Here is a 12,290-nt window from a genome sequence, read left to right on the forward strand (position 1 = left end):
GTAAAAATATCAAACCAACAATGTTTAAACTTTTTATTTATTCCTTAGTTTGGAGAAGTTCTATATCGAAATTAAATGAATTTGAGAAATATCATATTGATGACAAAGTTGAGGAAGAATTAAGAGTTTTTTTAAATGACAATTTGAAAACAACTCATAAAGAACTATTAGAAAATATCGAAAACAATATCAAATATCCTTCTTATCATTTTTGTTTAATAAAACCAATTGCTAGAAATAAACAATCAAGAGGAATCTTTACAGCATTTAATTCAGGAGAAAAAGCACATTTGTTAATGTTAATTGATTTTGCTGTCTTTTTTTATACCGATGAAAAATCAATTGGCTCAACATTAAAATATTATAGTAATAAACAAAATGAAAAAGTAATTATTGCTACGGGAGATATTGAAAAATGGACAGAGCTAAATCGAATGATAGTTCAAAAGATGCTAAATAAAAAAAACAGCATGTAACAGCTTCTATAATAGATTTGCATAATTTGCTTAATGAAAGTTAGTTTTGTATTTGAAATAATACGACAAATCTAAATTATGGACCTAATTAAGATCCAAACCCTTTAGTTCAAGAACAAAAAAAGAGACCTCAAAAGTCTCTTTCTAAAATAATATTTCTTTACAAATAATTATCTATTAATCAATTTCTCAAGCCTCACCATCATCTCATCTTTCTCTTTCAACATACGCTCATATAACGCAATTTTTTCATCATATAATTGAACAATTTTGTCAATTGGATTAAATGTACAATGTGGGTTAATTGCATTTAATGTTGATGTATCATTACTTGTAAAAGTATTAGAAATAATATTGATCGCTTGCTCTTCATCAAAATTCTGAAAAGCTTCAACAGGAATTTTTAATACAGCCGAAATTTGTTTCAGCAGATTGTCTTCAATTACATCTTTCTGCTCCAGCATAGAAATTTTCTTTTGGTTCCAATCTTCGCCCAGATCATAAGCTAATGCTTCCTGCTTTATGTTAAGCATTTCTCTAAAACGTTTTACGTTTCTTCCCTGATGTATTTTCTGTTCCATAACGAATATCAATTTTTTCTAAAGGCTCAAAGATAAAGCCATTTGGATAAAAAATCCTGAATTTCAAAGATAAAAAAATATCCCGTAAAACATCCTTTTTATCAGATATTATACCAGTTATGTTTATATTTTACTCCAATGTTTTTTGGTATTATATCTGCCTTTCGAATGAAATAACCATGAAATCAGGTATTGTTTTCCGTATCGCCTCAGAGTAAATTTGTTTGAATCAAACGGCAGATAATGCTGTATTTAATAATAACCTCGAATTTCTACAACTTATGAATATTACAAAAACATATAGCATTGTCATACTTCTGCTTGTTACGCAGCTAAGTTTCGCTCAATATTTTAAACTAACTCCTCAGGGTTTTGTATCCAACGACAATAGTGATTATACAGTAGTTGATGTGCCGAACGTAAAACAAAACAATTTGTATAAGAATGTATTAAATGCTATTAATTCATTGTACAGTAATCCGCAAAAAGGGCTAAATGTAGTAGAAGGGGAAAGTATTAGTTTGACAGCGTATGAAGAAAATGCTCTAACGATAAAACATAGCGCCGGAGGTTTTGGAAAAGGAATTTATAAATATGACTTATCTTATACGTTATCTTTTCTTTTTAAAGACGGTAAAATTCGAATAAACAGTCCCACTTTCGAATGCAAAAGATGGTATGAAGGAACTTACAGACCTACAAGCGGCTGGGGCAGTAGTGGTTGGGCTATTCTAAAACTTGTAAAAGGAGATAAGGATAGAGTTGCTATTTATGATAAAAACGGAAAACTTCTTTTAGAAGATGCTTCCAGCGGATTAGAGAATCATTTCAATTCGGTTTTAAAACAAATTATCGAAAAATCTAAAAAGATAAATAACTGGTAATAAGTATTTACACCAATTTAAATTTAAAATTTTTTATAATTTTTACTAAGAGGATTTATCAAGCGGCATGTTAGCATGCCGCTTGATATCAGGTTGTTACCGTTAGAAATTATTAGTTATTATATACTTTTAAGTAAGACGGATATCACTTAAGTCTATTGCTACCATTAGTTCATCGAGTATTGGTTTACCAGTGGCGTCACGTTTATAGGCCCTTCTTTTTGTTGGCAGTTTAATACCTTGTACTTCAACAAAATCAGAAACATATTGTGCGGCATTGAATGTTCCTGCTATGTCAATTTCATAGTCCAGTCTTCTGAGCAGATAATCTTCGCCAAAATAAAAATATTGTGTAGGGCAATGACTTGCTAATTCAGGAGGAAATGTTACTTTAAGCCCTTGCCAGGTTTCGTTTCCTTCCTGCCACGCTTCGGTTTCGGTAACCTCAAAGCCAGGCATCAGCATAAAAAAGGGAGTAGTAAGATACATCCACATGGCATAACCGTTGAAATACGCCCGGTCGAGTGCGTCCCATTTCTCTGCTGCCATGTGCTTGTGGATGTTTGCCGGAGTATCAATTCGTTCAGACAATACTTTTCCTTCTACCGTTTCAATGGAAATACGTTCTGGAGTAAAATGGGTCTTTTGATTAGCTGCACCAAAAGGCTGCATAGATGCCTGCTGCTTGTGCAAATAGGCTGTCATTTGTCGCGGTGTAGAATCCTGCGGAAATTCTTTTAAATCAAAAAGTTTTCCGCCGCTCACCATTTCCACCTGTATTGTATTGAATTGCAGCCAGCGCTTGAGTCCGCCATGAGCTTCGATAATTTTAGTCAATAAGTCTTTCATTAATAGATTGTTTTATTTGTTATGATTTTTAAAAGGCATGATTAAATACTAATAACTACTTTTCCTGTATTAGTACGCTGTTCCATCGCCTCATAGGCATTAGTTACAGTATTTAAGGTATAATGATGCGAATCAACCAATGGTTTTAACTTTCCAGCTTCTGCCAGTTTGGTGGCTTCCTGTAAAACTGCTCCGTGATGAGCGCGATTCTTGCCGGACAATAAAGGATATAATGTAAAAATTCCTGAATAAGTCGCTCCGCGAAAGGATAACGGTGCGAGGCTGTGCGTACCCCATCCAAGCATACTCAATACATGACCGGTATATCTTTTTGATGCTTTGAAAGAATCATCTAAAACGCTGCCGCCAACGGTATCTAATATGATATCAAAGCCATCACCATCTGTATATAAATCTACATAAGCTTCTGCAGAAAGGTTTTTATAATCTATAGGTACAGCGCCGTATTGCTCGATTATCTGATTTTTATCCGGATCAACCGTACTATAAACTTTTGCCCCTTTCGCCACGGCAATTTGTACTGCGATATGTCCCACACCACCGGCGCCTCCGTGTATCAATACGGTTTTATCAGGGCTTATATTCGCTCTGTCTGCCAATCCTTCCCAGGCTGTTATAAATGCCAAAGGAAGACTGGCTGCTTCTTTAAACGATAGATTTACCGGTTTAAAAGCAAGCAAATCAGCATCAACAGCTGCGTATTCAGATAGTGAACCGGGCAAATCAGATACGCCGCCTGTCATTCCGTATACCTCATCACCGGGCTTAAATTGGGTTACGCCTTCACCTACAGTTTGTACTATTCCGGCAAGATCAACACCAAGAATAGCAGGTAATTGAATCTGAGCATGACCTGCCTGGCCGCTTTTAATTTTCAGATCGAGTGGGTTTATTGCGCTGGCCTTTATTTTTACCAATACCTGACCTTTGCCCGCGATTGGTTTGTTTAATTCCTGTAATTCGTATGGAGTATTAAATGCTTTTAAAACAAGTGCTTTCATTGTAGTATTTTTTAATATTAATTGATAAGACAAATTTCGGCAGTATTGAATGGTTTTGGTTGTAATAATACACTATAATAGGGTATTAATACGACTATGTAAAGATGGTTTTGTAGCTGAGAATAGGGAAAAAAGTATATTTTCAGCGTTTTAAAAGTTCTATTTGTACTCCTTTTTAAGGTATATTTGTACTATGATAAAAGACCATCTTCGGGAACCGTTTGAATTAGTACTAAAAGAATTTATGGATGTGTGTCCGAGAGGGCGCCATTCGCATACTTTTTTTGAACTGATTTATATAGTTTCAGGTACAGGAAAACAGTGCATTAACGATGCAGAATGTGATTATCTGCCAGGTAATTTATTTCTTGTAGCGCCAAATGATTCTCATATTTTTAAAATCGAAACCACTTCACAATTCTTTTTTATCCGGTTTAACAATATTTTTGTGCAATCTTCTAAGCAGGAAAAAGAATTGGTAAAACAATTAGAACTGATTCTGCAAAATGCAAGACATGAACCGGGCAGTATCTTAAAAAACAAAGACGATCAACAAGCCGTAAAACATTTAATGGATATGCTGATCAGGGAGCACCTTCACAGCGATTTGTATCATAAAGAACTGGTGGCACAGCTTGTCAATACGTTATTGGTTTTTATTGCAAGAAATATATCTTCGGTTTTTCCGGAAAATATAGATCAGAGCAGTGAAGAAAAAGTAGTTCGTATTCTTCAGCACATCCAATCTAATATTTATTATCCGGAACAATTAAAAGTTGAAACAATAAGCAAATCCTTTGGTATATCCACAACTTATCTGGGGCGTTATTTCAAAAAACATACAGGAGAATCTTTACAGCAGTATATACTGAATTATAAATTGAAACTTATTGAAAACAGGTTATTACAGAGCAATATGCGAATAAAAGAAATTGCAGACGAATTTGGTTTTACCGATAAAAGCCATTTGAATAAATTCTTTAGAAAGAGTAAAGGTATTAGTTTGATGAGTTACCGTACAAATGGTAAAATCAAAGAGACGCACTAAATACCGGATCATTCCGTTTCGAATAGAAAAGATTATGTTTTGTTAAAAGGTGATGACAACTTTCCCGAAATGACCGCCCTGATCCAGATAATGAAAAGCTTCTTTAATTTGCTCTAATAGGTACACCTTATCTACAATGGGCTGGATATTATTGATTTCGATAGCGCGGTTCATGGCTTCAAAAGTGGCTTTCGATCCCACTTGAATTCCTCAGCTGCACGAAGTCTCCCAACTTCGGACTCGTTGTTCTGTTCTGGTTGTAAATTCTTTTTATATACATTAAAATAGTTGAACCAGTGATAATTATGTTTAAATCATTCTGTAAATTGGCGGGCTCACTTTTCAATTACTTAAATTCTTATATTTGATTCTGACAGCTGCGACAGAACTCTAAATTGTGCGAATAATTAATGTACATTTGGTTTAACTAAAATAGTATTTATAAAAGTAAAATATGAAAAAAATTATTGTAAGTATGTTTGTTCTAAGCCAATGTTTTAATGTACATGGGCAATCGATTGATAAAATTATTACGACCAGCGAAGTAGCTCGTATAGAGAAAATACTTTCGGCTGATGACATGCAGGGCAGGAGAACTTTTACTCCCGGTATTGACAAAGCATCAGCCTTTATAGAATCAGAGTTTAAACAAATTGGTTTGCAAACTTTCAATTCAGCAACAAATTACAAACAAGAATTTTCGATTACTGCCTCTAAATCAGTTTCTTCAAAAATTACTATTGATGGCAAAGAAATAAATAATAATCAAGTGGTAACATTCTCCTACGTTCCTCAAGTTTCTTTAACCGAAAAAAGCGACATTTCTATTGTAAAAATTAATAAAGGGGACAACATTGGCGAGAAATTTAATGAATATTATAAAAGTCCGAAAAATCTTTTGGTACTAGTTGATGCTTCATTTGATAATGTTTTACCGAATATTCAACACATTGATCGATTAAATGCTAATCCCGGAAACAATACGGTTATGTTTGTTTTTGGCACCCTGGAAGCGACTACTTTTTCTGTTGAATTAACGAATGTAATCTCCAAAAAAACATTGAATAATGTTGTTGGAATATTACCCGGGAAAAGTAAACCAAATGAGTATGTGATTTTTTCTGGACATTATGATCATTTAGGAGTAGGCTCTCCTGAAGAAGGTGCTCCGCATTCTGCAACAGATTCTATTTATAATGGTGCTAATGATGATGCCGCCGGAACAACAGCAGTAATTATGCTTGCGAAATATTTTAAAAAACAAAATAACAACGAGCGTACTATTATTTTTACCACATTTGTAGCGGAAGAAATAGGTGGTTATGGAGCCAAATATTTCTCTAAACAGCTTGAGCCGGAAAAAGTGATTGCGATGTTCAATATCGAAATGATAGGAACAGAATCTAAATGGGGCAAAAACTCTGCTTACATTACAGGTTTCGAAAAGTCGAATATGGGGCAGATTTTACAAACTAATTTAGCAGGAACAAATTTTACATTTTATGCAGATCCTTATCCGGACCAACAATTATTTTACCGCTCAGACAACGCTACGTTAGCCAGGCTGGGAGTTCCTGCTCATACCGTTTCTACTTCAAAAATGGATAATGAGCCAACGTATCACACAGTAGATGATGAATTCGAATCGTTAGATATTGATAATATGACCCAAATAATAAAATCAATTGCAATAAGTTCTTCTTCGATTATTAGCGGAAAAGATACACCAACAAGAGTAAATACTACTCAATTGAAATAACATAATTAAATTACAAAGAATCAAAAAAGCACTGAAAATAATTGTTTTTCAGTGCTTTTTTATCATTTGTTTTGTTCTGAGGTACTATAAAAATATCAATTGAAACAAATATTTTAGAATTAAGTTAAAAATATATGTTGTAAAATTAAATTGTATACAATTTAATTATGCTGTATCTTTGCAGGGTTATTTTGATTCAAATAATTTTAAGAATCAGATGTTTAATTTATAAAATAATAAAGAATGTCATTAATAGAAGATTTAAACTGGAGACATGCCGTAAAAGCATACGACTCAACAAAAAAAGTGTCAGAAGAAGATTTAAATAAAATTTTAGAATCTGCAAGATTAGCTCCAACTTCATCTGGTTTACAACCTTTTCGTATAATTGTTGTAGAAAATCAGGAATTGAAAGAGAAGATGGTAAAAGGTGCATTAAACCCGGAAGTTATGAGGGATTGTTCTCATGTACTGGTTTTTGCAGCCTGGGACAGTTACTCTGATGAGAAAATCGATAAAGTTTATGATCATCACACTGATGTAAGAGAATTACCAAGAGGTCGTTTCAGTAGTTATACTGATCAGATCAAGCAAATCTACGGAGCTCAAACTCCTGAACAGCATTTTGCGCACACAGCAAGACAAACCTATATTGCATTAGGTTTGGCAATGGCTCAGGCAGCCGAATTGAAGATTGATTCTACTCCGGCTGAAGGTTTTAGCAATGAAGTGGTAGATGAGATTTTGGATCTTAGGGAATTAGGCCTAAAAAGTGTTACGCTTTTATATCTGGGTTACAGAGACATCGAAAACGATTGGCTTTCCCATATGAAGAAAGTTAGAATTCCTATGGAGGAATTTATTATCAGAAAATAGTATTTGAATTCTACTTTTTGTCATTAAACTATGGAAGATTACCACCCGCCCAAATTGGAAAACCAACTTTGTTTTCCTCTTTATGTTATCTCAAAAGAAATTATCGGTTTATACCGGCCATTTCTTAATGTACTTGATATTACTTACTCGCAGTATCTTGTGATGATGGTGCTTTGGGAAAAGGATGGCTTGACTGTTAATCAGATAGGCGAAAAACTGTATCTCGACAGTGGGACTTTAACACCACTTCTAAAAAAACTTGAAATTAAAGGTTTTGTCATTAGAGAAAGAAAAAAAGAAGATGAAAGAGTTGTTCAGGTTTTTTTAGCTGAGCAAGGAAGAAATTTGCAGCAAAAAGCCTGTGAAATTCCGGCAAAAATGAAGGAGAAACTAAATCTAACAACAGAAGATCTATTCGAACTCAAAGAGACTGTTCAGAAAATTTTAAATAAAATTCAGCAATAAAATGAAAACATTATATACAACCAGCGTTACTGCAAAAGGCGGAAGAAACGGACAGGTAAAAAGTGAAAACGGAATTTTAGACCTTGAGGTAAGGATGCCCAAAGCTTTAGGAGGAGCTAATGATGACTTTACAAATCCGGAAATGCTTTTCGCAGCAGGATATGCAGCATGCTTTGACAGTGCACTGAATTTGATTATTAGTAAATCTAAAATTGAAACTGGTGAAACATCTGTCACTGCACAAGTGAGTATCGGGCAGAATCAAGATGGCGGTTTTGGTCTTGCTGCAGAACTGGATGTGAATATTCCGGGAATCTCTATTGAACAGGCACATGAATTAACAGAAAAAGCGCATCAGATTTGTCCTTATTCAAATGCAACAAGATCTAATATTGAAGTTAAGCTTTCGGTGACCAATAACTAAGATTTTTTTTTAAATGATATAAATCTGCTAATGTATGCAGAAAAAGACATAAAAAAATCCCATTTCGCTAGAAATGGGATTTTAATTTTGTGACCTCGACTGGACAAATTTCTATGAATTTTATGGAAGATTTCAAGAGATTGGCGTACTATATGTAAGGTCTGTCTTTGAATAGCTTTAACAATTTGGTTTAGAGGATCCATTGATATATTCTGGAAGTCTCAGGAACCATTTAGATAGCCTTTGTATAATAAGTTTTAGTAGCCAGTTACAAGGAGTAAGCCTGTAATGTCTTTCTGGCCCATTTCCCCCAATTTTTTAAAGCTTCCAAAAGTGTTTTGTTTAGTTCTTTATTGTCAGTAGGCTTCCCTTTTACCGGAGGAGCTAAATCTTTTTCGGTTACCGGAATTTCAGTAACTTTTGTGGCAAACCATGTCATGTTTTCATGAGGCATGGCCAATCCTAAAATTGTTCCGGGTAATCCTGTAAAAGATTCAGGACCTCCTGAAAATGGAATTTGAATAGTGTAATACGCAACAACATAAACAGAATCGAGAACTATAGCATTTGCTCTGCGGCATTCATAACCTGCAATATCTCTTGTTTCATCAGTAATTTTCCAGTCAATTTTGCGTAAGCTGTCTTTAACTAAGTATAAATCGTCGTAAACATTTTTTTGGGTAATACTGGTTTGAGTATCCAGATCTGTAGCGATAACATTTTTTAAATTAGCCATCGGATCGTCAGAAATCCAATTGCTGCTTGTGGGTTGATTTGTTTCTTCCCATTTGTACAAACTCTTGTTTTTTGAAAAACTAAGAGTACTTTTTGTAGTTTTAAATTGTGTATTGGTTTTTTTATAACTTTCAAAAGCTGCCTGATAATAACTATCAGTTTCTCCTTTTATTTTTTTTGCAATCAAAGCATACATATTCGATTTTTTCTCAAATTCGATTACGCCATTTTGTACAAAGTGCTCATTTTGCGCAAAAGTATTGCAGCTTGTCAATACAATTATAAAAATTAAGATGCGATTTAGTATTGTTTTCATGGTTTTAGTTTTGTTTAATTTCTCCTCCGCCCATTTTGCTGAAATCCCAGCTTACAGAGAACATAAAGTATCTTTGGATAGTGGTGTAGGTACTTTGGTTGATATTTCCATTAAAGGCAGAACGATTAAATCCAACATTTTGGTTCAAAAGATCTCTTCCCGTTATAGAAACTCTTAAATTATCTCCTTTTAAAAATTTCTTGGTGACAGATGCATTCCAGATAAAACGTTCAAAAGATTCCTGAATCACTTGCGTTTTTCCGTTATATTGATAATTACCATCTGTGCTGATTTCTAGTTTGAAAGGTAATTCTACACTGCTCCAGAAATTTCCATTAAAACCCCAGCCATCGCTATCACTATTTTCGTTGATGCTTGCATTAGCAACGTTATAAGTAGGTCCGAAGCTAGCATTAAAATTGTATTTTTTTTCTTTATACTTTGATAAGTTTAGATTAAAGGAATAGTTTGAATTTTTAGTTTGATTCAGTTTTGTATTGATGTAATTATAGTTTACATTTTTGTTGGCGCTGAAACCAATTCCTGCGTTCATGTCTATAGCTTTGATTGTTTTACCAAAATTAGTATTCAAAAAATAACCTGTTGTAGCTTTGTCTTTTAGGTTTACAAATTGAGAAATACTTTCTCCTCTGTCATTTGTAACCACATTACTTACTATTGGATTTATCGTAAAATTGTACGTTGCATTAACCGAAAAATATTGATTGCTAAGTACTTTATACGAATAATAACTTCCTCTGAAATTATTTCTAAAAGAAGGATCTAAATCCGGATTACCCAAAATCGTATTCAACTGGTTTTGATTGTTTCGTATGGGTTGTATTTGTTCTAATGTTGGCTGATCGGTGTTTCCGTTATACGACAAACGCAGCGCTTCCCTTTGTTTAAAATTGTATTGATAATTGATCTGAGGCATGTAGTTGACAAATTTTCGCGTAAAATTTTCATCTGTATAAACATTGTACTGTTTAAAGTTGACACCGCTAAATTTAGAACCAAAAGAAAAAACAGTTTTATTTTTTTTGTAATTAAAAATCGCTCCCAATTGGTTTATCGTTTGGTCTAGTTCATAATTATTACTAAAAACTGAATCCAGAACATTATAATTTCCATCTGCGGATTGATTAAAAGATTTACGATCCGATTTTCCGTTACTTATATTGAATCCGTAATTAAGAATTAACGATAAACTTTTAGACAACGGTTCGGTATAGATTAAATTCGATTTAAAAGCTGTATTGGTAATATTATTGACTTTATTTTGATCGACGACCTTGGTACTATCCGGACTAATTACAGATGGTGTAAAAAATTCAGCCCTGGAATTTAAATAACCATCACTTTTGCTATTTGTACTGGATTGGCTTAAATTAAGAGATAATGTTCGACCCGTTTTTTTAAGTCTTTTGGTTAATAAAGTATTTATATTAAATGTTTGATCATCAACATCATTTGTATTGGTCTGTTTCAAATTATTCAATTGGTTACCTTGTTCGTCAGTACCTTTTCGCATTTCTGCGTCACTTGAATTGCTCTTTTTAAACAATCCATCAATATTTAATTTTAAAGTTAAAGTAGTATCAATTTTAATTTCATAAGCCAGATCAAGTTTGTTTTTGGTCATGTTTTTCTCAAAACTCTTGTCTGAAGTATTATAAATACTGCTCGAACTTAAATTTTGCTGGTTAATATCATTACGATCTCCTGAAAGTTTGATATCGCCAATTTTGTAATTTGCATTAATAGATTCTTTATCGTTGTTCCATTTATTGTCAAAATGTATTCCTCCGGTTTGAGTTACCGGAATTCCTTCACCATTAAATTGTCCGTCCCAACTATCAAATTCATCATTTCCATTGTTTGAAAAATTAATACCGCCGTCATCACTTACCTGATAACTGCTTTGACCATATTTATCTTTATCTCCCCATCCTAATCCTACTTGTCCTGTATTGCCTAAAATACCATAAGCGGCTAATTTTTTCTTATCCCAAAATTTATTAAACATGGCCTGACCTTTATAAAAATTGTCAGTTCCTCCTCCGAGTTCTACTTTCCCAAAATGACCATTTTTTTTGTCTTCTTTAAGTTTAACATTTAGAGTTTTGGTTTTCTGACCATCATCAATCCCTGTAAAAGCGGCCTGATCACTTTTTTTGTCGTACAATTGAACTTTATCAACCATGTCTGCACGCAGATTTTTTGTAACTAGAGTAGGATCATCACCAAAAAATTCTTCACCATCAACCAAAACTTTGGTTACAGTTTCGCCTTGTGCGGTGATTTTTCCATCCTTATCAATTTGTATTCCAGGGAATTGTTTTATCAGATCTTCCACTTTTGCATTAGGCTCTATTTTAAATGCTTTTGGATCAAATTCTAACGTATCTCCTTTGATTTTCATGGCGGCTCTATTGCCTTTTATGATTATTTCGGATAATATTCGTCCTTTATCAGCCAAATTAATTTTACCATAATCTTTGATCAACTGTGTCGAATCAATAGCAAATTGATCTACAAAATCAGCATATTTAGGATAAGAAACGAGTAAAATAAATTTACCGGCTTCAATATTATTCAACTCAAAAGAACCATTTTCTTTAGCTCTTGTAAATTTTACTAAAACAGAATCTTTTGCTCTTAACAAAGAAACTGATGCTTTTGTTAAAGTAGATTTGTTTATGGTATCTGCTACATATCCTTTAACTGTACCTGATTTTTGTGCCAGTAAAGCATTTGATAAAAAAAGAAAGCAACATAATAATAGTATTGTTTGTTTCATTAATTGGTTGTGTTTTTTTTTTGAAAAAAGGCATTATTGATCTATTATATTC

The 12,290-nt window shown here is 33.4% G+C and carries 13 protein-coding genes; 7 read left to right on the forward strand and 6 right to left on the reverse strand.

What is annotated here, in order from left to right; all coding sequences use genetic code 11:
• Positions 1-476, forward strand: a 476-nt coding sequence (locus FLACOL7796_RS21425; protein ID WP_232067431.1) for a hypothetical protein, incomplete at its 5' end; no start/stop codon positions are given.
• Between the two features lie 170 nt (positions 477-646).
• On the opposite strand, the gene FLACOL7796_RS21430 is transcribed toward FLACOL7796_RS21425, so the two are convergent.
• Complete coding sequence (locus tag FLACOL7796_RS21430; RefSeq protein ID WP_173972832.1) at positions 647-1,057, reverse strand: helix-turn-helix domain-containing protein; 411 nt, start codon at positions 1,055-1,057, stop codon at positions 647-649.
• A 281-nt stretch (positions 1,058-1,338) separates the two neighbouring features.
• Here FLACOL7796_RS21430 and FLACOL7796_RS21435 point away from each other — a divergent pair, with 281 nt between their 5' ends.
• Positions 1,339-1,941: a DUF4468 domain-containing protein gene (locus FLACOL7796_RS21435; RefSeq protein ID WP_173972833.1), complete on the forward strand. Its 603-nt coding sequence runs from the start codon at positions 1,339-1,341 to the stop codon at positions 1,939-1,941.
• Between the two features lie 129 nt (positions 1,942-2,070).
• Here the strand turns inward: FLACOL7796_RS21435 and FLACOL7796_RS21440 are convergent, their stop codons facing one another.
• Positions 2,071-2,790, reverse strand: coding sequence for a hypothetical protein (locus FLACOL7796_RS21440; RefSeq protein WP_173972834.1), 720 nt, complete (start codon positions 2,788-2,790; stop codon positions 2,071-2,073).
• A 41-nt stretch (positions 2,791-2,831) separates the two neighbouring features.
• Positions 2,832-3,812: a zinc-dependent alcohol dehydrogenase family protein gene (locus tag FLACOL7796_RS21445; RefSeq protein WP_173972835.1), complete on the reverse strand. Its 981-nt coding sequence runs from the start codon at positions 3,810-3,812 to the stop codon at positions 2,832-2,834.
• 193 nt (positions 3,813-4,005) lie between these two features.
• On the opposite strand from FLACOL7796_RS21445, the gene FLACOL7796_RS21450 reads away from it, so the two are divergent.
• Positions 4,006-4,860: an AraC family transcriptional regulator gene (locus FLACOL7796_RS21450; RefSeq protein WP_173972836.1), complete on the forward strand. Its 855-nt coding sequence runs from the start codon at positions 4,006-4,008 to the stop codon at positions 4,858-4,860.
• Positions 4,861-4,902: 42 nt separating this feature from the next.
• Here the strand turns inward: FLACOL7796_RS21450 and FLACOL7796_RS21455 are convergent, their stop codons facing one another.
• Positions 4,903-5,061: a zinc-binding dehydrogenase gene (locus FLACOL7796_RS21455; protein WP_197913342.1), complete on the reverse strand. Its 159-nt coding sequence runs from the start codon at positions 5,059-5,061 to the stop codon at positions 4,903-4,905.
• 253 nt (positions 5,062-5,314) lie between these two features.
• Between FLACOL7796_RS21455 and FLACOL7796_RS21460 the strand changes: the two genes are divergently transcribed.
• The 4 genes from FLACOL7796_RS21460 to FLACOL7796_RS21475 all read left to right on the forward strand — a co-directional run bounded on the left by FLACOL7796_RS21460 (position 5,315) and on the right by FLACOL7796_RS21475 (position 8,384).
• Complete coding sequence (locus FLACOL7796_RS21460) at positions 5,315-6,619, forward strand: M20/M25/M40 family metallo-hydrolase (protein WP_173972837.1); 1,305 nt, start codon at positions 5,315-5,317, stop codon at positions 6,617-6,619.
• Positions 6,620-6,862: 243 nt separating this feature from the next.
• Complete coding sequence (locus FLACOL7796_RS21465; protein WP_173972838.1) at positions 6,863-7,495, forward strand: NAD(P)H-dependent oxidoreductase; 633 nt, start codon at positions 6,863-6,865, stop codon at positions 7,493-7,495.
• A gap of 30 nt (positions 7,496-7,525) precedes the next feature.
• Positions 7,526-7,960: a MarR family winged helix-turn-helix transcriptional regulator gene (locus tag FLACOL7796_RS21470; RefSeq protein WP_173972839.1), complete on the forward strand. Its 435-nt coding sequence runs from the start codon at positions 7,526-7,528 to the stop codon at positions 7,958-7,960.
• Position 7,961: 1 nt separating this feature from the next.
• On the forward strand, positions 7,962-8,384 hold the full coding sequence (locus FLACOL7796_RS21475; RefSeq protein WP_173972840.1) for an organic hydroperoxide resistance protein: 423 nt from the start codon (positions 7,962-7,964) through the stop codon (positions 8,382-8,384).
• 268 nt (positions 8,385-8,652) lie between these two features.
• On the opposite strand, the gene FLACOL7796_RS21480 is transcribed toward FLACOL7796_RS21475, so the two are convergent.
• Both FLACOL7796_RS21480 and FLACOL7796_RS21485 read right to left on the reverse strand, forming a co-directional pair.
• Positions 8,653-9,435: a GLPGLI family protein gene (locus FLACOL7796_RS21480; protein ID WP_173972841.1), complete on the reverse strand. Its 783-nt coding sequence runs from the start codon at positions 9,433-9,435 to the stop codon at positions 8,653-8,655.
• Positions 9,436-9,439: 4 nt separating this feature from the next.
• The gene (locus FLACOL7796_RS21485) at positions 9,440-12,238 is read right to left on the reverse strand and encodes an outer membrane beta-barrel family protein (protein ID WP_173972842.1); all 2,799 of its coding nucleotides are present in this window, start codon (positions 12,236-12,238) and stop codon (positions 9,440-9,442) included.
• Positions 12,239-12,290: the final 52 nt, after the last annotated feature.

The organism is Flavobacterium bizetiae, assembly GCF_902804475.1.
In the GTDB taxonomy this organism is placed as follows: domain Bacteria; phylum Bacteroidota; class Bacteroidia; order Flavobacteriales; family Flavobacteriaceae; genus Flavobacterium; species Flavobacterium bizetiae.

Bases quoted from the DNA above. Each gene is read 5' to 3' on its own strand.
- FLACOL7796_RS21445 (WP_173972835.1), bottom strand. From the start codon at position 3,812: ATGAAAGCACTTGTTTTAAAAGCATTTAATACTCCATACGAATTACAG.
- FLACOL7796_RS21450 (WP_173972836.1), top strand. From the start codon at position 4,006: ATGATAAAAGACCATCTTCGGGAACCGTTTGAATTAGTACTAAAAGAA.
- FLACOL7796_RS21435 (WP_173972833.1), top strand. From the start codon at position 1,339: ATGAATATTACAAAAACATATAGCATTGTCATACTTCTGCTTGTTACG.
- FLACOL7796_RS21465 (WP_173972838.1), top strand. From the start codon at position 6,863: ATGTCATTAATAGAAGATTTAAACTGGAGACATGCCGTAAAAGCATAC.
- FLACOL7796_RS21460 (WP_173972837.1), top strand. From the start codon at position 5,315: ATGAAAAAAATTATTGTAAGTATGTTTGTTCTAAGCCAATGTTTTAAT.
- FLACOL7796_RS21440 (WP_173972834.1), bottom strand. From the start codon at position 2,790: ATGAAAGACTTATTGACTAAAATTATCGAAGCTCATGGCGGACTCAAG.
- FLACOL7796_RS21480 (WP_173972841.1), bottom strand. From the start codon at position 9,435: ATGAAAACAATACTAAATCGCATCTTAATTTTTATAATTGTATTGACA.
- FLACOL7796_RS21470 (WP_173972839.1), top strand. From the start codon at position 7,526: ATGGAAGATTACCACCCGCCCAAATTGGAAAACCAACTTTGTTTTCCT.
- FLACOL7796_RS21430 (WP_173972832.1), bottom strand. From the start codon at position 1,057: ATGGAACAGAAAATACATCAGGGAAGAAACGTAAAACGTTTTAGAGAA.
- FLACOL7796_RS21485 (WP_173972842.1), bottom strand. From the start codon at position 12,238: ATGAAACAAACAATACTATTATTATGTTGCTTTCTTTTTTTATCAAAT.
- FLACOL7796_RS21475 (WP_173972840.1), top strand. From the start codon at position 7,962: ATGAAAACATTATATACAACCAGCGTTACTGCAAAAGGCGGAAGAAAC.